The sequence below is a fragment of the Nonomuraea sp. NPDC049129 genome (assembly GCF_040648495.1).
Taxonomy (GTDB): domain Bacteria; phylum Actinomycetota; class Actinomycetes; order Streptosporangiales; family Streptosporangiaceae; genus Nonomuraea.
Genome location: NZ_JBEZDU010000005.1, coordinates 621,650 through 639,458, shown reverse-complemented (window position 1 = coordinate 639,458; position 17,809 = coordinate 621,650). Strand labels below are relative to the sequence as shown.

At 69.0% G+C, this 17,809-nt stretch carries 20 protein-coding genes; 10 read left to right on the top strand and 10 right to left on the bottom strand.

Annotated features, from left to right (window positions below; all coding sequences use genetic code 11):
- Nucleotides 1-81: 81 nt before the first annotated feature.
- The 4 genes from AB0B64_RS19025 to AB0B64_RS19010 all read left to right on the top strand — a co-directional run bounded on the left by AB0B64_RS19025 (nucleotide 82) and on the right by AB0B64_RS19010 (nucleotide 3,595).
- Complete coding sequence (locus AB0B64_RS19025; protein WP_358178662.1) at nucleotides 82-915, top strand: helix-turn-helix transcriptional regulator; 834 nt, start codon at nucleotides 82-84, stop codon at nucleotides 913-915.
- A complete protein-coding gene (locus tag AB0B64_RS19020; protein WP_358178660.1) occupies nucleotides 900-1,115 on the top strand; it encodes a DUF397 domain-containing protein in 216 nt (71 codons plus the stop codon). The genes AB0B64_RS19025 and AB0B64_RS19020 overlap by 16 nt, the downstream gene beginning before the upstream one ends.
- Before the next feature lie 185 nt (nucleotides 1,116-1,300).
- Nucleotides 1,301-2,941 carry a cytochrome bc complex cytochrome b subunit gene (locus tag AB0B64_RS19015; RefSeq protein ID WP_358178659.1) on the top strand — a complete coding sequence of 547 codons (1,641 nt, stop codon included), beginning with the start codon at nucleotides 1,301-1,303 and terminating at the stop codon, nucleotides 2,939-2,941.
- 99 nt (nucleotides 2,942-3,040) lie between these two features.
- Entirely contained in the window at nucleotides 3,041-3,595 is a 555-nt protein-coding gene (locus tag AB0B64_RS19010; RefSeq protein WP_358178657.1) for a dihydrofolate reductase family protein, read from the top strand.
- 15 nt (nucleotides 3,596-3,610) lie between these two features.
- On the opposite strand, the gene AB0B64_RS19005 is transcribed toward AB0B64_RS19010, so the two are convergent.
- From AB0B64_RS19005 to AB0B64_RS18995, 3 genes are all read right to left on the bottom strand, one after another.
- Entirely contained in the window at nucleotides 3,611-4,126 is a 516-nt protein-coding gene (locus AB0B64_RS19005; RefSeq protein ID WP_358178655.1) for a hypothetical protein, read from the bottom strand.
- 125 nt (nucleotides 4,127-4,251) lie between these two features.
- On the bottom strand, nucleotides 4,252-5,154 hold the full coding sequence (locus AB0B64_RS19000; RefSeq protein ID WP_358178653.1) for a hypothetical protein: 903 nt from the start codon (nucleotides 5,152-5,154) through the stop codon (nucleotides 4,252-4,254).
- Nucleotides 5,151-5,783: a sigma-70 family RNA polymerase sigma factor gene (locus AB0B64_RS18995; RefSeq protein ID WP_357949812.1), complete on the bottom strand. Its 633-nt coding sequence runs from the start codon at nucleotides 5,781-5,783 to the stop codon at nucleotides 5,151-5,153. Before AB0B64_RS18995 ends, AB0B64_RS19000 begins: the two co-directional genes overlap by 4 nt.
- A gap of 103 nt (nucleotides 5,784-5,886) precedes the next feature.
- On the opposite strand from AB0B64_RS18995, the gene AB0B64_RS18990 reads away from it, so the two are divergent.
- The 5 genes from AB0B64_RS18990 to AB0B64_RS18970 all read left to right on the top strand — a co-directional run bounded on the left by AB0B64_RS18990 (nucleotide 5,887) and on the right by AB0B64_RS18970 (nucleotide 11,144).
- Nucleotides 5,887-7,071 carry a cytochrome P450 gene (locus tag AB0B64_RS18990; protein ID WP_357949814.1) on the top strand — a complete coding sequence of 395 codons (1,185 nt, stop codon included), beginning with the start codon at nucleotides 5,887-5,889 and terminating at the stop codon, nucleotides 7,069-7,071.
- Nucleotides 7,072-7,149: 78 nt separating this feature from the next.
- On the top strand, nucleotides 7,150-7,905 hold the full coding sequence (locus AB0B64_RS18985; RefSeq protein ID WP_357949816.1) for a dolichyl-phosphate beta-glucosyltransferase: 756 nt from the start codon (nucleotides 7,150-7,152) through the stop codon (nucleotides 7,903-7,905).
- Nucleotides 7,878-9,599, top strand: a complete 1,722-nt coding sequence (locus AB0B64_RS18980; protein WP_358178651.1) for a glycosyl transferase — start codon at nucleotides 7,878-7,880, stop codon at nucleotides 9,597-9,599. Before AB0B64_RS18985 ends, AB0B64_RS18980 begins: the two co-directional genes overlap by 28 nt.
- A gap of 62 nt (nucleotides 9,600-9,661) precedes the next feature.
- Nucleotides 9,662-10,198 (top strand): SigE family RNA polymerase sigma factor, encoded by a 537-nt coding sequence (locus tag AB0B64_RS18975; protein WP_357949822.1) that lies wholly within the window; start codon nucleotides 9,662-9,664, stop codon nucleotides 10,196-10,198.
- Complete coding sequence (locus AB0B64_RS18970; protein WP_357949826.1) at nucleotides 10,185-11,144, top strand: hypothetical protein; 960 nt, start codon at nucleotides 10,185-10,187, stop codon at nucleotides 11,142-11,144. Before AB0B64_RS18975 ends, AB0B64_RS18970 begins: the two co-directional genes overlap by 14 nt.
- Here the strand turns inward: AB0B64_RS18970 and AB0B64_RS18965 are convergent.
- From AB0B64_RS18965 to AB0B64_RS18955, 3 genes are read right to left on the bottom strand one after another with little or no spacing between them, the layout of a single operon-like run.
- Nucleotides 11,134-12,219: a Zn-dependent alcohol dehydrogenase gene (locus tag AB0B64_RS18965; RefSeq protein ID WP_357949829.1), complete on the bottom strand. Its 1,086-nt coding sequence runs from the start codon at nucleotides 12,217-12,219 to the stop codon at nucleotides 11,134-11,136. The genes AB0B64_RS18970 and AB0B64_RS18965 overlap by 11 nt on opposite strands.
- Nucleotides 12,220-12,237: 18 nt before the next feature.
- Nucleotides 12,238-12,429: a ferredoxin gene (locus AB0B64_RS18960; RefSeq protein ID WP_357949832.1), complete on the bottom strand. Its 192-nt coding sequence runs from the start codon at nucleotides 12,427-12,429 to the stop codon at nucleotides 12,238-12,240.
- Complete coding sequence (locus AB0B64_RS18955; RefSeq protein ID WP_357949834.1) at nucleotides 12,426-12,878, bottom strand: pyridoxamine 5'-phosphate oxidase family protein; 453 nt, start codon at nucleotides 12,876-12,878, stop codon at nucleotides 12,426-12,428. Before AB0B64_RS18955 ends, AB0B64_RS18960 begins: the two co-directional genes overlap by 4 nt.
- 85 nt (nucleotides 12,879-12,963) lie before the next feature.
- Here AB0B64_RS18955 and AB0B64_RS18950 point away from each other — a divergent pair, with 85 nt between their 5' ends.
- Nucleotides 12,964-13,593 carry a class I SAM-dependent methyltransferase gene (locus AB0B64_RS18950; protein ID WP_357950747.1) on the top strand — a complete coding sequence of 210 codons (630 nt, stop codon included), beginning with the start codon at nucleotides 12,964-12,966 and terminating at the stop codon, nucleotides 13,591-13,593.
- Here the strand turns inward: AB0B64_RS18950 and AB0B64_RS18945 are convergent.
- The 4 genes from AB0B64_RS18945 to AB0B64_RS18930 all read right to left on the bottom strand — a co-directional run bounded on the left by AB0B64_RS18945 (nucleotide 13,590) and on the right by AB0B64_RS18930 (nucleotide 17,794).
- A complete protein-coding gene (locus AB0B64_RS18945) occupies nucleotides 13,590-14,594 on the bottom strand; it encodes a DUF1702 family protein (protein ID WP_358178649.1) in 1,005 nt (334 codons plus the stop codon). The two genes, AB0B64_RS18950 and AB0B64_RS18945, sit on opposite strands and share 4 nt — an antisense overlap.
- A gap of 151 nt (nucleotides 14,595-14,745) precedes the next feature.
- The gene (locus tag AB0B64_RS18940) at nucleotides 14,746-15,786 is read right to left on the bottom strand and encodes a prenyltransferase (RefSeq protein WP_358178647.1); all 1,041 of its coding nucleotides are present in this window, start codon (nucleotides 15,784-15,786) and stop codon (nucleotides 14,746-14,748) included.
- Complete coding sequence (locus AB0B64_RS18935; RefSeq protein WP_357949841.1) at nucleotides 15,783-16,499, bottom strand: methyltransferase domain-containing protein; 717 nt, start codon at nucleotides 16,497-16,499, stop codon at nucleotides 15,783-15,785. The genes AB0B64_RS18940 and AB0B64_RS18935 overlap by 4 nt, the downstream gene beginning before the upstream one ends.
- Before the next feature lie 41 nt (nucleotides 16,500-16,540).
- On the bottom strand, nucleotides 16,541-17,794 hold the full coding sequence (locus tag AB0B64_RS18930) for a glycosyltransferase family 4 protein (RefSeq protein WP_357949843.1): 1,254 nt from the start codon (nucleotides 17,792-17,794) through the stop codon (nucleotides 16,541-16,543).
- Nucleotides 17,795-17,809: the final 15 nt, after the last annotated feature.

Sequence of the window (17,809 nt, the reverse complement as noted above, 5' to 3'; positions counted from 1 at the left end):
AGGGCTCGTGCCACACGGATATGAGTCCTCCGGTGGGAAATGTTGTGTGATCCTGTGGGATCAGACCAGGAGTAACCCCCGATGCGTCCTGCCAAAGAGTTGAATCCAGACGCCAGTGCGGAGGCCCGTTTCGGGTACGAACTACGTCAGCTTCGTCTCGAAGCGGGACTGACCCAAGGGCAACTCGGCCACAAGATCGGTTTCTCCGCCAACCAGGTCGGTTCCGTCGAACGAGCCGTACGCACACCGACCGAGGTGCTCGCCAAGCGCTGCGAGGAAAGACTGGGGCTGGAGCCGGGCCGCCTGGTCGACTTCCTGCCGGTCGGCAAGCGGGAGTCCGTCTTCAAGACGCTCGCCCCCTGGCTCGGCATCGAGGCGACTGCTCGCGAACTTTGGACCTGGGAGCCAACCATCGTCCCTGGCCTCCTGCAGACGCCCGAATACGCCCGAGCCATCGTGGCGGGAAAACCGGGGGTCACGGGTGACCAGGTGGAGGAGGCGGTCAAGTCCCGGATGGCGCGCAAGGAGATCTTCCAAAGAGACAGCCCACCCACACTCTGGGCGGTCCTCGATGAGTCGATCCTTTACCGTCCGATCGGGGGCGAAAGTATCACCCGCCACCAGCTGTCGCACCTCATCGAGGTGGCTCATAGTCCGTGTATCACGATCCAGATCCTCCCGCTCAGCGCCCGTCTCACGGCTGGACTGCTCGGAGGCTTTGTGATCGCGCATATGACAGGTGGGCCGAGCGCGGCCTTCGTGGACAGCCCTGTATCGGGAAAGGTGTGGGACAAACCGGCTGAGATCGAGACCCTCGGCCTCCGCTATCAGATGTGCCGCGCGGAAGCCCTTCCCCAGAGCCTGTCCATCAAGAAGATCGAGGAGAGGTTGGAGCAGGGATGGACCTGGAACTGAACGAGGAACTCAGGACCGCCGGCTGGCGGAAGTCTTCGTACTCGGGCGACAACGGAAATTGCCTGGAGGTTGCCCCGCTGTCCGCCGGTCGCGTGGGTATCCGCGACACCGAGCAGCCTGGCATGCAGCCCTACGTGGTGAGCGCGTCGGTGTGGGCGGCGTTCATGGACGGCGCCAAGCGGGGAGAGTTCGACTTCTAGCCACCTCAAGAAGGGGCCCGGCAGCGTACCGGGCCCCTTTGTCATGGGTGTGGAGGGTGCTCAGCGCGGGCGGACATGTCACATTTCGGACCTCTGTGGCGTCTATGTAGCGAGGTGTCCACGAGAACGGGGAGCGACATGCCCACAGTGCCTGACATGGCGGTCGGTGTGAGCGGAGATAACGGATGAACGAGCTCAAGACCATCCCGAACGCCGTCTCAAGCCCCTCGAACTGGCTCGATGAGCGCCTCGGCGCGGCCAACTTCATCAAGCGCAACATGCGCAAGATCTTCCCCGACCACTGGACGTTCCTGTTGGGGGAGATCGCGCTGTATGCGTTCGTCTTCCTGCTGCTGACTGGGACGTTCCTGACGTTCTGGTTCAAGCCCAGCATGGCGGAGATCGTCTACGACGGGTCGTACGCCCCGCTCAAAGGCGTCCTGATGTCCCAGGCCTACGCGTCGTCGCTGGAGCTCAGCTTCGACGTCCGGGGTGGCCTCCTGGTCAGGCAGATGCATCACTGGGCGGCGCTGATCTTCGTGGCGAGCACCATCGTGCACGCGCTGCGGGTGTTCTTCACCGGCGCCTACCGCAAGCCGCGCGAGCTCAACCATGTGATCGGCGTGCTGCTGCTGACGCTGGCGCTCCTTGAGGGGCTGACCGGATATTCGCTGCCCGACGACCTGCTGTCCGGCGCCGGTCTGCGGATCACCGAAGGTGTGCTGGTCTCATTGCCGCTGGTCGGTACGTACGCGACGTTCTTCCTGTTCGGCGGGGAGTATCCGGGCGGAGATGTCATCTCCCGGTTCTATTCGCTGCACATCCTGCTCATCCCGGGCATCATCCTGGCGCTGGTCACCGCTCACCTGGTGCTCATGTGGATGCAGAAGCACACCCAGATGGCCGGTAAGACGCAGACGAACCAGAACGTGGTGGGTGCGCCGTTCTATCCGGCGTTCATGGCCAAGGCGGGCGCGTACGTCCTGTTCACGTTCGGGGTGATCGCGGGGCTGGCGACCTTCGCCCAGATCAACCCGATCTGGCTGTTCGGGCCCTACACGCCCGCCGACGTGTCGGCGGGTTCGCAGCCCGACTTTTACATGGGCTTCCTCGAAGGCGCGTTGCGCATCATGCCTCCGTGGGAGATCAACCTGTTCGGTACGTCTCATGCGGGCACAGTGCCGCTCAACGTCATCATCCCGGCACTGGCGCCGCTGGGTATCGTCTTGACGGGTTTGGCGTTGTATCCGTTCCTGGAGCAGTGGGTGACGGGCGACAAGCGCGAGCACAACTTCGCCGACCGCCCGCGCAACAACCCGCACCGCACGGCGATCGGCATGACGGCCATCGTGTTCTATGGCGTGCTCTGGCTCTTCGGTGCCAACGACGAGATCTCCGCCTATTTCCACATCAGCCTCAATGCGACGACGTACGCGGGCCGGGTGCTGATCTTCGTGGCGCCCGTGCTGGCGTATGTGATCACGTACCGGATCTGTCTGGGGCTCCAGCGCTACGACGCGGGCATCATTTCCCATGGCGTCGAATCGGGTGTGATCAAGCGGTTGCCCAGCGGTGAGTTCGTCGAGGCCCACATGCCGGCGGCGGACGACATCGAGGCGCACGTACGGGGCAAGGAGCCGGTCCTGATGTTGGCGGTCGCCGAGCCCGACAGCGCGGGCATCCCGCCGAAGGGCATGCGCGGCCCACTGGGCAGACTGCGCGCTCGGATGTCGAAGGCGTACGGGGGCGAGAAGGTCCCCCTCGACGACGGCCACAGGGCCGGAGAGCTGGATCGCGCGGGCGACGACCGTACGCTGATCCATTAACTGAAGATCGGCCGAGTAGGGCATCTTAAGAGAATCGTCAGCGGGACCTGAGATGTTGTGGGTGTCACCGAGCAGCACCCCGACACTGAGGAGATCCCGATGCGCAAGATCATCAACTCGACCTACATCACCCTCGACGGCGTCATCGAGAACCCGATGTGGACGATGCCCTACTTCGACGACGAGGCTGCCGCATTCGCCGGTGAGCAGACGAATGGCGCCGACGCGCTGCTGATGGGCCGTGCCACGTACGACGGCATGTCCGCCGCCTGGCCGACCCGGGACGAGAGCGACCCGACCACCGGCGCGGCCTATTTCAACAACGTCAAGAAGTACGTCGCCTCGACCACCCTGACCGACCCCACGTGGAAGAACACCGAGGTGCTGCAGGGCGACCTGGTCGAGGAGGTCACCAAGCTCAAGGCCCAGGACGGCAAGGACATCCTGCAGTACGGGTTCGGCTCGGTCACCACTCAGCTCATCAGGGCGGGTCTGCTGGACGAGGTCCGGTTCTGGATCACCCCGGTGCTGGAAGGCGCCGAGAGCGTGACGACGCCGCTCAAGGACTTCAAGGCGTCGTTCGAGCTGGTCGACACCAAGGTCATGAAGAGCGGCGTGATCATCGCCTCCTACCGGCCCAAGGCGGCCGAGTGACGGATGGGCTCGGGATCACGACGGCGGGGTGGTCGCGGCGAGACGGATCTCGCTGAACAGCTTGAGCGTCACCGGACGCAGCCGCAGCCGTGCCTCGCGCGGCCAGCGCAGGCTCAACGACGGAAACACCGTCTCCAGGACGATCTTCAGGTAGGGACGGCCAGAACGGCCGACGGGAATCTTGGCGCACAGAGCGGACACGCTCGTGAAGGTCTCCCGTCGGCCGAGCCGCAGCCGGGTCCGCCCGCTGAACTGGTTCGGGATCCCGGCGGCTTCGAGGCTCACCGACTCCCACAGCAGTTCGGCCGTCTCCTCCTCCCGCAGCCACGCCGGGCGGGTCGGCAGCGGCAGTCGCAGGGTGAATCCCGCCGGCAGTCCGGCCGGAGTCAGCCGGAAGGAACCCTGAAACCACGGCAGCTCGTCGAGGAGTCGAGGACCGTTCAGGGTGTTCATCGACAGGCTCGCCGCACTGGCTTCCATGGCGATCCGCCAGCTGGCGGGGTCGGTGTATGGGACTTCCGGGATGGACACCAACAGGATTCATCTCCCCTGCGCGGACGCCTGGACTAACGGACGCCTGGACTAACGGGCGGCTACCTACGGGCGGCTACCTATAAGACGTTCCAACCGCGGGAAATGTGACAGGGCGCTGTTCCTCAGTCGGTGAGGTCGTCGTACCACTGAGGTGTTCTGACCTTCAGCGGGTCGGGGGCGGGACTGGCGCCGGCACCAGGGAGGACGTAGAGGTCGACGGTGTCGGAGCTGTGGTCGCGGGAACCGCTGACGATCCAGCCGTCCTTGATCCGGTCCGCGGGGACGGGCTGGTCGGAGAAGCCGCCGCCAGGGTAGCTCCACACCAGGCGGTAGCCGATCTTCAATCCACGGCGGCGCGCCTCGGCGCGCACGGCCGCGACCGTTTTGCCATGAGTCGTGTAGCCGTCCATGGCCTCCTCTCCCTCGGGATCGAAAGCGGCGTCCTCGGCATAGGGTTCGCCCGGCTTGGCGGGACGGCCGACCCCGAAGACGACGCGTCCGGGGAAGTCCGAGGGCATCCAGACCTTGCCGCAGAACACCGACGCGCAAGGTGTCACGTCCTGCACCCCAATGCTTCCGTGCCATTTGAAGCCCTCCGGAACGATTGGGCCGAGCAGCTTGCCGACCTCGTCCGGTGCCACCGGGATGACCTTCACCGTGACGTTCAACCCGACCGCCCGGAACGCCTCCTCGAAGCGCCGGCGGTCGGCCGCCGGGTCCGTGATGGTGACGCTGAAAGAGTCCTCGGCCCGCTTGATGGAGACGGCCGCGTTGGCGAACTCGGTCGCCGGCCCCCCGGCCGGCAGGCCGACGCCGATCGCCACGGCCACGGCCGCGGCGGTGACCGCCGATGCCAGGACAGGCCGGCGGAGTCCGAAGGTTCCCCGTTGCGGAAGCCAGGACCGTCGGCGGCCCGGAGCCGGCGTCGCCATGATCGCCGCACGTAGCTCGCGCGCGCCGGGCCCCTGTTCCGGCGCGTGCGGGGTCGGATCGATGGCCCTCATCAGGTTGTCGATGTCACTCATGCTTCCCCCATCGCGATCGTCGAGGACGTCGGCCGCTCCAGCGCCGCCGCCAGCCGCTTGCGCGCCCGGTGCAGCCGGGTCCGGGCGGCGACGGCCGTACATCCCAAAACCTTGGCGATTTGCTCGCTGCTCAGACCCTCCCAGTGGGCCAGTGCCATGACCTCGCGGTCACGCTCGGGCAGCTCGTCGAAGGCGGCGCGTACGTACTCCAGATCGACCGGTCTGACGGGCCGGTCGGCGGCCAGCTCGTCGCGAAGCCGCTCAGCGAGCCCGGCCCTGCGCGACGCGCCGCGTTGCTGGTTGGCCAGTACGCGGCGGGCCACCCCGTATAACCAGAGCAGTGCCCGCTCTCCCTCTGGCACGTCGCCGATGCGCCGCCAGGCGGTGAGGAACGTCTCGGAGATGACGTCGGCGGTGTCGTCGGGGGAGCTGGTACGGCGGGCGGCGTACTGATGTATCGCCGGATAGTACGCGTCATAGACCGCTTCGAAGCGATCTCGGTGTGTCACAGAGTCTCCTTGCCGAAAGGTGCCGGACACCTTGGTTAGTGTCCGGCACCCTTCGGCCTGTTGCAGTTCCCCGTACGCCGCACACGCGTGAGTCACAGCCCCGCCGACCGCCGCCGACATGGCCTGACACAGGTCAACTCCCTGTCCTTCGATGATCTGGACAGCCTGGAGGGTTGGTGAAAGCGTGGGCCAGACTGCTCGTCACCTGGTGAGAGGTGGGGCCATGAGGGACTATCCGCTCGGCATGCCGTACCAACTGGAACTGGACGACACCTACGGCTGGCTGCGCGAGCACGAGCCACTGGCCCGGATTCAGCTGCCGTACGGCGAGCCGGCCTGGCTGGCGACCCGCTACGACGACGTCCGTACGGTCTTCGCCGACCCGCGCTTCAGCAGGGCCGCTGCGGTGGGCCGGGACGCGCCGCGCATGTACCCGGAGCCGGTGCCCGGCGGGCTCTCCGACCTCGACCCGCCGGAGCACACGCGGATGCGGCGGCTGATCGGCAAGGCGTTCACCGCGCGCCGGGTCGAACTGCTGAGGCCCCGCGCCGAGGAGATCGTCGAGGACCTGCTGGATCGGCTGGCGGCTCAAGGGCCACCGGCCGACCTGGTGGAGGGCTACGCCGTGCCGCTGCCCGCGACCATGATCTGCGAGCTGCTGGGTGTGCCGTACGAGGATCGGGCGACCTTCCGGTCCTGGGCCGACGCGTACATGACGACGACCGCGATACCGCTGGAGGAGAAGACGGCGCGGCTGGCCGCGCTCGGTGGCTACCTGGCGCGGCTGGTGGCGCGCCGGCGCGAGTCCCCTACCGACGACCTGATCGGCGCTCTGGTGCGGGCGCGTGACGAGCGGGACAGCCTGTCGGAGGAGGAGCTGATCGGCTTCCTGATGACCCTGCTGGCCGCCGGTTACGAGACCACGGCGTCGCAGATCGCCAACTTCACGTACGCGTTGCTGACCCACCCCGACCAGCTCGCCCTGCTGCGTGAGGGGCAGGTGGACCTGGCGGACGCGGTCGAGGAGTTACTGAGGTACGTCCCGGTGACGGCGACCGCCGCCACGTTCATCCCGAGGTACGCCACCGAGGACGTGGCGCTCGAAGGCGGCACCGTACGCGCGGACGAGCCGGTCTTCCCGGCCTACTACACCGCCAACCGCGATCCCGGGGTGTTCGAGGACCCGGAGCGGCTCGACCTCACCCGCAAGCCGCAGCCGAACTTCGCCTTCGGCCACGGCCCGCACTTCTGTCCCGGGGCGCCACTGGCCCGGATGGAGCTTCAGGTGGCGCTCGCCGCGCTGCTCCGGCGCCTGCCCGGCCTGCGGCTGGCCGTGGCAGGGGAGGAGTTGAGCTGGAAGAGCGGCATGGTCATCCGCGGGCCGGTGTCGCTCCCGGTCGCCTGGTGACCATCGAGCCGGCCGCCGCGCGGCGGCCGGTCTGCCCTTCGCTGCAACCTGGATGACGTCCGGCCCTGTCTCCACGGTATGAGCGAGGCAACACTCGATCGGGCGCCTGTCGTCGCGGCTCAGCCCGTCGCCATCGACCTGTCGGTGGTCATTCCCGCCTACAACGAGGAACGCAGGCTCGGCGCGACGCTCACGGCCGTGCTCGGCTATCTTCGCGGCACATCACTGCGCTGGGAGCTCATCGTCGTCGACGACGGCTCGACGGATGGCACGGCCGCGCTGGCCTTTCGGGTCGCCCGGGACGAGCCGGGCGTCCGTGTCCTTCGCCGGCCCGCGAACCAGGGCAAGGGGTGCGCGGTGCGCCACGGTGTGCTCGCCTCCAGGGGAGGCCAGGTGCTGTTCACCGATGCGGACCTGGCCACGCCGATCGAGGAGTTGGCCGGTCTGCGGGCCACGCTGGCGCTGGGCGCCGATGCCGCGATCGGATCGCGCGCCTGCCCCGGCGCCCGGGTGGAGACGCCTCAGCACGTGGTCAGAAGGCTGCTCGGCACCCTGGGCAACCGGCTGATCCAGGCGAGCGCCGTACCCGGCGTGGCCGATACCCAGTGCGGGTTCAAGCTGTTCGACGGTGAGAAGGCCAGGCTGGCGTTCAGCCGGGCCAGGGTGGACGGCTGGGGATTCGACGTGGAGATTCTGCGTGCCTTCTCCCGGCGGGGCTGGGTGGTCAGGGAGGTTCCGGTCCGCTGGGCGCACCAGCCGGGGTCGAAGCTGCGCCCGCATCACTACCTGCGGATGCTCATCGAGCTGTGCCGAGTGCTCGCCGGGCGTCGGTGATCCCGCACCTCAGGCGGGGGTGCGCCGATCTCGGGTTCGCCGCCGCCTTCCTCGCCTTGGCCGTGCTGGTCTACGCGCATCTCTGGGCCGATCCGGCACGCCGCTACCTGATCGAGGGCGGCCAGGACCAGAACCAGTGGGAGTGGTTCTTCTCCGTCACCGCGCACAACCTGCTCAACGGCGAGTCGCCGCTGTTCACCACGCTGCAGAACCATCCGCTTGGCGTGAACCTCATGGCCAACACGGTCATGCTGGGCCTGTCGATCCCGCTGGCGCCGCTGACGCTGGCCTTCGGGCCGTCGGCCACGTGGGCGGTGGTGCTGACCGGCGGGCTCGCGGGCAGCGCCTTCGCGTGGTACTGGCTCCTGTCCAGGCAACTGGTGGCCACGCGCGCGGCCGCCGCGATCGGGGCCGTGTTCTGCGCGTTCGCACCGCCGATCGTCTCGCATGCCAACGCCCACCCGAACTTCGTCGTGGTGTTCGTGATCCCGCTCGTCATCCACCGGCTCGTGCTGCTGCACCGGCATCGGCGGATCTTGCGTGATGGCGTGATCCTCGGGGTGCTCATCGCGTACCAGATCTTCCTGGGGGAGGAGGTGCTGCTGCTGGCCGCCACCGGACTGGCGGTCTTCGGTCTCGGGTACGCGCTCGCGGTCCGCCCACCGACGCGGCCGGTGGTCGTGGGCGTGGCAGTGGCGGCGACGGTCTGTCTGGCTCTGGCCGGTCCCGCGCTGGTGTTCCAGTTCACCGGGCCGCAGAGCTACGCGAGCCTGATCCACGGGCCGGCGGGCAACGACGTGCGCGCTCTGGTGTCGTTCGCGGGGCGCTCGCTGGCGGGGGACGCCACCGTGGCGGGGTCGCTCTCGCTGAACCCGACCGAGCAGAACGCCTTCTTCGGCTGGCCGCTGGTCATCCTGGTCATCGGCCTCGTGGTGTGGCTGCGGCGCGTCCCCGTCGTGATCCCGCTCGGAGCGGTCGTGGTCGTGGCGGCGGCGTTCTCCCTCGGTCCAGAGATCATCTTTTATGGCGAAAAATTGGGTCTCGCGGGGCCGTGGGAGGTGATGTCGCGGTTGCCGATGTTCGAGTCGGTGTTGGAGTCGCGGTTCGCGATCGTCTGCGTGCCCGCGATGGCCGTACTGCTGGCCGTCGCCGCCGACCGGGTGATCGCCGCCTCGTGGCGCGGCGCCCCCGCGCGGGTGCTGCTCGGCCTGGCCCTGGCCGAGGCGTTGGTGCCGCTCGCGCCCAAGCCGCTGGTCGCGGCTGACCGGCCGGCCACCCCGGAGTTCTTTACCGCCGGTCTCTGGCGGCGGCACGTGCGCGAGGGCCGCGCGTTGGTGCCGGCGCCGCCGCCCGACGCGGCCGATGCCACTGCCCTGCGCTGGCAGATCGACGCCGGTCTGGGCTTCTCCCTGCCCGAGGGCTACTTCGTCGGCCCTTACGGACCTGACCGGCAGGGTGTGTACGGCACCGCGCCCCGTCCCACCGCGTCCCTGCTGCGTGACGTACGCGACAGTGGCCAGGTGCCGTCCATCGGCGCGGCCGAACGCCGCCAGGCCCGCGCGGACCTCGCGTACTGGCGAGCCGATGCCGTGGTCCTCGGCCCGCACCAGCGGCAGGCCGAGCTCCTGCGAACGCTGACCGACCTCCTCGGCCCCGGCCGCCAGGAGGGCGGCGTCTGGATCTGGGACGTATAGGACCGCCAGGGTTGCAACCTTTCGCCCGCCCGGCCGTGTCACACAGAGCGAGGAGGTGATCGATGCAGCCCGCTCAGGAACAGGAGTACGTCGAGTACGTGACCGCGCGACTGGCGTCACTCCGGCGGCTCGCCTTCTACCTGTGCAAGGACACGCACCGGGCCGACGACGTGGTCCAGATGGCCATCACCAGGCTCTACATCCACTGGAAGCGCGCCAAGGCCGCCACCGACCTGAACCGCTACGTGGACGCGATGCTCGTGCGCTGCTTTCTCAACGACCAGCGGCTCGGCTGGTGGACGAGGGTCAGCCTCAGCGGGATGGCACACGAGCTCCCGGGCACGCGGAGCACGAAGCCTCCGGACCTGGAGACTCGATCGGTCGTGCACGCGGCGCTGGCCAAGGTGCCGCCACGCCAGCGGGCGGTGCTCGTGCTGCGCTTCCTGTACGACCTGCCGGTGTCGGAAGTGGCGGAGATCCTCGGTTGCTCCACGGGGACGGTCAAGAGCCAGTCGGCGCGTGGGCTGGCCACGCTGCGCGACCTGCTGGGGGATCGGATGTTCGTCGAGGAGGGGGTGGCGCGTGATGGGCGGCTCTGAGCCGGTTGACAGGCGGCTGCTGGACCCGCTGCGCGAGGCGGAGCCCCCAGGCAGCGGCACGATCGACCTGGCCCGCGCCATGCGCACCGGGCGGCGCCGGGTCAGGGCGCGCCGGGTCATGAGCGCGGCGGCCGGCGTGGGCGCGGTGGTCGCGGTCATCGTCGGAGGCACCGCGCTGGGACGTACGGCACGGCCGCCGGAACCCCAGCCGATCAGCCGCCCGGCCGGGTTCGACGTGCTGACCCGCATGTTCACGGTGGGATCGGCGGGCGGCTTCACTCCCGACTCCTATGAGACGGGGTACGACCACCAGCGGGTGCGCCTGCGCCTGGCGGATCCGGCGAAGGCGGACACGGCGGACGCGCTCGTGGAGATGTATCCACGAGGCCGGAGCCCGTTCGCCGCCCTGTCGCCGTCCGACGGCGAGACGGCGCCGCCCGTCAACGGGCGGCCCGCCTACTGGCCGTCCAGGCCGCTGCTCAGGTCGGGAGCAGCGGAGATGGTCTGGGAGTGGGCGCCGGGCGCGTGGGGCGTCGTGTCCGTCAAGGGAGCCCGGATGGACGAGGACACCGCCCATCGAGTCGCGCAGAGCGTGCTGCCGATCACCGGAGATCGCGTCGAGGTGCCCTTCACCCTGGCGGACGGTGGGCCGGCCGGGCCGCTGTCCGGAACGGTCGCGTCGTACCCGCAACGAGCGGAGCCCGCCCGGGTCGGGCTCCGCTACGGCGACGAGCGCGAGTGGGTGGAGGTCGGCGTCGAGAACGCCGCCGATGCGGCGAAGCCCAACGCGACGGTTGGCGGGGTGCCTGCCGTACGGACGGACACCGAGGTCACGCTGTTGCGGCCGGGTGCCAGATACGCCACATATGTCAGGATGAGCCGGGCCGGTCAGCTTGACGCTCAGCGTCTGGGGGAGCTGGCGGCCGCGGTGCGCGCTAGTCCATGAGGACGATCTGGCGCAGCACCTCGCCGCCCTTGAGCGCGGCCACGGCGTCGTTCAGGTCGGCCAGCCGGATTCGGGCGCTGATCATGGATTCCAGGTCCAGCTGGCCGGCCTTGTAGAGCTTGGCGAAGTACGGGAAGGCGTGCCGCACGTCGGCTTCGCCGTACAGGCTGGACAGCAGGTTCTTGCCCTCGAACAGCAGGCTGAACGCGGAGATCGACACCATGTCGTCCACCGCGCCCGCGCCGACCACGATGACCTCGCCGCCCGCGCGGGTGACCTGCCAGGCGCTCTGGATGGTGGCCGCCTTGCCGACCACCTCGAAGCCGTAGTCGAAGCCGCCGCCCCCGGTCAGCTCGTTGACCGCCTCGGGGACCTGCTCGGGGGTGACGGCGTGGGTGGCGCCGACCTTCTTGGCCAGTTCGTGCTTGGACTCCAGCGGGTCGATCGCCAGGATCGTCCGGGCGCCGGAGACGCGCGCGCCCTGGATGACGGACAGGCCGACGCCGCCGCAGCCGACGACGGCGACGGTCGAGCCGGGGCGTACCTTGGCGGTGTTGAGTGCGGCGCCCACGCCGGTGGTGATGCCGCAGCCGATCAGCGCGGCCGCCTCCCACGAGATGTCCGTGTCGATCTTGATCGCGCCCTGCCAGGGGACGACGATCTCCTCGGCCCAGGTGCCGCATCCGGCCATGCCGTACGCCGTCTGGTCGCCGCCGAAGCGGAAGTTGCCCTTGGTGAAGGACTCGATCACGTACTTCATGCAGAGGTACGGCTGGCCGCCCAGGCACAGCTCGCAGTCCTGGCAGGACGGGCGCCAGTTGATGATCACGTGATCGCCCGGCTGGACCGAGGAAACATGCTCGCCCACCTCGACCACCTCGCCCGCGCCCTCGTGACCCGGGACGAGCGGTACGGGCTGCGGCAGCACGCCGGACATGGCCGACAGGTCCGAATGGCAGACGCCCGTAGCCTTGATCCGCACCCGTACGTCGGTCGGGCCGACGGGGGTGAGGGTGACATCGTCGCGGATGTCCAGCTTGTCGTCGCCTACGGCGTGCAGAAGGGCGGCGCGCATGGGGAGTTCCTCCTCCGGCTATTCCTCTAGGGAAAGAGCGGCTTTGGGGCAGGACCGGACTGCGTGGCGGACGCGGTCCAGGAGTTCGGGGGGTGGTTCCGGGAGCAGGATGTGGAGCTGGTCATCGTCGTCCACGTCGAACACCTCGGGTGCGAGCCCCATGCACACCGCATTGGCCTCGCACACCATCTCATCTACCTTGACCCTCATGTGAGCCTCCTGTGATCCCATGAGACCACTTTGGTGCGCTCGACAAGGTAAGCGACCCGTTTCCGCCCAGTTTGTTCGACATATGGCCGCAAAAGTTCGTCCGGCACGTCCGGGGTCATCCTGCGCGTGACCTTCATGCCGACGGCCAGGACCTGCTCGGGCTCGTCGATACGCTTGGCCTCGCCGTACAGCAGGACGCCGCGCAACTCGTTGTAGTCCTCGCCGGTCTCGATCAGGCAGCTCACCCGTGGGTCGCGCTCCAGGTTGCGGACCTTCTGCGCCTTGGCGTAGCTCCAGAAGACGATCCGCCCCTCGTCGAGGCCGTAGAACATGGTCACCAGATGGGGCGTACCGTCAGGGTTGATGGTCGCGAGCTGGAGCTTGCGGGCCCCTTCGAGGAAGGCGGTGACCTCGTCTCCGGACATCGCGATGCGAGCGCGCTGATTCACGTTGCCAAGTAGAACAGGTTGCAGAATGGCGGGCAAGGGGGCGCTGGAATGTTGTTCGGTTCTACTAGGGTGCATCCCTATGACGATGCCGCCTGAACTGCGATTCGCAGCCAAGCAAGCCAAGGGTTTCATGCCGGAGAAGGAGGGCCTGGCGCTGTTCGAGGCGGCTTGCCAGTACGGCAAGCTCGGGCCGATCTGCGAGATCGGCACCTACTGCGGCAAGTCGGCCGTCTACCTCGGGGCGGCGGCCCGGCTGGCCGGGTCCGTGGTCATCACCGTGGACCACCACCGCGGCTCGGAGGAGATCCAGCCCGGCTGGGCCCACCATGACCCGACGCTGGTCGATCCGCGGTTCGGCAAAATGGACTCGCTGCCGACCTTCCGCCAGACGATCGCCGCCGCCGGGCTGGAGGACGAGGTGATCGCCGTGGTGGGCCACTCCGAGCAGGTGGCCCGGCTCTGGAACACGCCTTTGGGGCTGCTGTTCATCGACGGCGGCCATTCCGAGGAGCCGGTGACGCGCGACTACGAGGGCTGGGCGCCGCACGTCATGGCCGGCGGCGCGCTGGTCTTCCACGACATCTATCCGGATCCGGCCGACGGCGGTCAGGCTCCCTACCAGGTCTATCTGCGGGCGCTGGCCTCGGGCGCGTTCACCGAGACCTCGGTGGAGGGCTCGCTGCGCGTCCTGGAGCGCGTGGCGCCAGGCGTTTAGTGCCGCGTCCGGCGGCGGGTCCATGCTCTGCGGGTGTGGGCCCGCCAGGACTGGAAGTCCTCGTGGGTGTGCGGGTCGTGGCCGAGCGCGATGAGCGCCCCCTCGGTCCACCCGGCGGCCTCGTCGGGCTCCGCCCCCGCCAGGATCGGTACGGCCTGCGCCACGTGGTCCGGCAGCGCCCCCGCCTGGAGCCTGGCCGAGGCGGCGAACGCGCTCCCCTGAGCCAGATGGGCCCGGAACCCGTCGGCCCCCGCGTGGTCGGTCAGCCACCACAGCTCATCGGCGTTCGCGCCACCCGTGTGCGTCGCGGCGAACCCGACACCGCTCCACAGATCGGCCCGGCGGCCTGCGGGGTAGGCGGCGATCCTGGCCGCCACGTCGTCCGGTGAGGCGCACTCGTGGTACCAGAGCAGCCGCCCCAGCCCTTGGTCGAAGATCGCGCAGTGGCTCCGGGTGAGCAGGTCGGGCATGGCCCGCTCGCCCACCATCCGATCGGCCCGCGTCAGGCTCCGCTGGAACCCGAACCCATCCACGGCCAGCCACCGGAACAACGGATGGGCCCGCCGTACGCCCCACATGGGCCGCACGCGCAGCAGCGCGTAGCCGCGCCCGGCACCGAGGTGCACGGCGTACGGGTGGAGCTGGGCGGGGCCGGCCAGTAGCTCGTGAAGGCGCCGGCCCCGAGTCATGGTGAGCAGGTCGAGCACGGTGCACGCGGCACCGGCCCCCTCGTAGGCGAAGCTCCGCTGCTCCGGAGCAACCTCGTCGATCCTGTCGGCTTCATCGGAAAGAGCGGCGTTGTACCCGAAAAGGTATGACCGCTCGGCCCCTTCGACGGCCGCCCGGGAATGTCCCTGCCGTAGCCGGAACCTCCGCCGGGCCAGGTCGGCTTCGGACTGCTCCTTCAGCAGCAGCTTCCGTAGCCCGCGAACCGGCGAAAACGTCGGCTCGGTCCTGTCTTGTGCCAAGAACGCTGTCGGCTCGGTCCTGTCCTGCTCCAAGAACGCTGTTGTGCCCGTGTCGCCCACGCTTCCCCCGAAGACGCCTCGTACGGCCACTCACGAAGCTAGTAACCCCAATGAGGCGTTCGGCGGCGCCGCTCCGCATTTCCCGGCAAAGAACCCGCAAAAGCCCTTGCGTACCGAGACAAGATCACGCGCGAGCGGGCGTGCACCCACACAGATGCGGGTCGGCGGGGGAGACGGAGGGGGCGCTGATGTCGCGGAAGATCCCCGCTCCGGGGGAGAAGGCGGACAACGCGTCCGCCGCGAGCACCGCCGCCGCGGCCGTATATCCGCTCCGCTCGTGCGGGAAGTGCCGCTGGTTGACGAACTGCCAGCCCGTCCAGTACGAGCCGTCCTCATGGCGCAGATGCTGGACGTCGGCGAACAGCCGCGCGGCCCGGTCGCGGTCGCCCAGCGCGTGGAGGGCCAGCGCCAGCTCGCACGTCTCCGCCCCGGTCACCCACGGCTGGTCCGACACGCATCGGATGCCCAGCCCCGGCACCACGAACGTGCCCCACTCCCGCTCCAGCAGCTCCTCCGCCGCCGGGCCCCGGACGGCGCCGCCGAGCACGGGGTAGTACCAGTCCATGGAGAAGCGGCTCTTGTCGGTGAACGCCTCCGGGTGCGCGGCCAGCACATGGGCCAGCCGGTCGGCGGCCAGCTCCCAGTGCGGCTGCGGGTCGCCTAAGTGGTCGGCGAGCAGGACGCCGCAGCGCAGCCCCTGGTGGATCGACGCGCAGCCGGTGAGCAGCGCGTAGGAGGAGGCCCGGCCATGCGCGTCGCGCTCCCAGACGACCTCGCCGCGTTCGGTCTGGAGCCCCACCACGTAGTCGAGCGCCCTCTTGACCATCGGCCACCTGAGCTCGGTGAGCTTCTGATCGCCCGTCACCAGGTGATGGTGCCAGACGCCCACCGCGACATAGGCGGCGTGGTTCGACTCGCCGCCCTGCTCGGTGGCGACGCCGTCGACCAGCTTCATCGCCCACGAGCCGTCGTCGCGCTGGTGCCGGGCCAGCCAGTCATAGCCGCGCGCCACGGGGTCGCGCAGGCCCGCCACGGTCATCGCCATCAGGCACTCGACGTGGTTCCACGCGTCGACGTGGCCTTCCGGCCAGGGCACGCCGCCGTCGTCGCTCTGGATCGCCGAGATGCTCAAGGCCGTCCGTACGGCCTCCTCGCGTGAGATCACGCGGCGGGCTTCCTCACGTAGAGCACCACGCTCTTGCCGATGAGCGGGTTGAGCAGGTTCTCGGCCAGCCGGGTGAGCGGCGGGCGCTTCATGATGTCCCAGACCAGCAGCTCGTGGTAGGCCTTGGCGAGCGGATGGTCGTCGTTGTTGACGCCGACCGCGCACTTGATCCACCAGTACGGGGCGTGCAGGCCGTGGGCGTGGTGGTGGGGGCCGATGTCGAAGCCGGTGGACTTCAGCTTGGCCGACAGCTCAGCCAACGTATAAATCCGGACATGTCCACCGGGGGCCGTGTGATAGTCCTCGTCCAGCGCCCAGCAGATCCGCTCGGGCAGGAAGCTCGGCACGGTGATCGCGGCGGTGCCGCCGGGCTTGAGCACCCGGAAGATCTCCCGCATCGCGGCCATGTCGTCGGGGATGTGCTCCAGCACCTCGGCCGCGATGACCCGGTCGAAGGAGCCCTCCTCGAACGGCATGTCCAGAGCCGTACCCTGAACGGTCTCGCCGCCGGCGCCGGGCGGCACCTCACCCGCCTTGTCCATCGCCACGAACATGGCCGCCACGCTGTCCAGCTCGGACTGGTCCATGTCGAAGGCGACCACGTCCGCGCCCCGGCGCAGCACCTCGAAGGCGTGCCGGCCGCCGCCGCAACCCAGGTCGAGCACGCGTACGCCGGGCCCGACCGGCAGCCGGGCGAAGTCCACCGTCAGCACTTATCGATCTCCTTGAAGTTCGGTCAGCGGGTACGACGAGTTCAGCGGGTAGGACGAGTACGGCGGGCCGCGATGGCCTCGCGGTACGCCTCGACGGTTCTCTGGGCGACGACGCGCCAGGTGTAACGCTCCATGACCCGGTCATATCCGGCCTTGCCCACCCGTTCACGCTCCTCCGGGGAGTCGTGCAGGCGGCGCAGCACCGCGGCCAGCTCCTCGGAGTCGCCGGGCGCGACCTGGATCGCGGCGTCCCCCACCACCTCGGGCAGTGCCCCGGTACGGCTGGCGACCAGCGGGGTGGCGCAGGCCATGTGCTCGACGGCCGGCAGCGAGAACCCCTCGTACAGCGAAGGCACCACGGAGACCTCGGAGGTGGCGATCAGCTCGCCCAGCTCGTCGTCGGAGATGCCGTGCACGAAGCGGACCCGGTCCTGCAGCGACAGCTCCTGTACGAGCTGCTCGGTGGGCCCGCCGGCGGTCGGCTTGCTGACCACCGTGAGGTTGACGTCGCGCTCGGTGGCCAGCTTGGCCACCGCCCGCAGCAGCGTGGCGACGCCCTTCATGGGGGAGTCGGCGCTGGCCACGGCCACGATCGAGCCCTTGCGCCGGGGCTTGTCCGGGCGCGGGTGGAAGTAGCGGGTGTCGACGCCGAGCGGGATCAGGCGCATGTTCGCCTGCGGGACGTTGAAGTCGCGGTGGATGTCGGCCAGCGACGACTCGCTGACGGTCAGGATCGGGCTCAGCCGGGGCGCGACCTTGGCCTGCATCTTCACGAAGGCGTACCAGCGGCGCATGGTCAGCTTCTTGGCGCCGGTGGCGGCCTCCAGCTCGATGCGCCGGTCCACGCTGATCGGGTGGTGGATCGTGCCGACCACCGGGAACAGCTTCTGGATACCGAGCAGGCCGTAGCCGAGCGTCTGGTTGTCCTGGACGACGTCGAAGTCGCCCACCCGCTTCTTCAGCGCGCGGTGCGCCCGCAGCGTGAACGTCAGCGGCTCGGGGAACCCGGCGGTCCACATGGTGCCGACTTCCAGCCAGTCGATCCAGTCGCGGTACTCGTGCAGCTTCGGCGTCCTGAACGGGTCCTCGTCGCGGTAGAGGTCGAGGCTCGGCACCTTCTGCAGGATCACGCCCTCGTCCAGCTCCGGGTACGGCTGGCCGGAGAACACCTCGACGTGATGGCCCAGGGCGACCAGCTCGCGACTCAGGTGGCGGAGGTAGACGCCCTGGCCACCACAGGTCGGCTTGCTGCGGTAGGACAGCAGCGCGATCCGCAGCGTGTCGCTCACGGACACCCCTTTCTAGCCCGG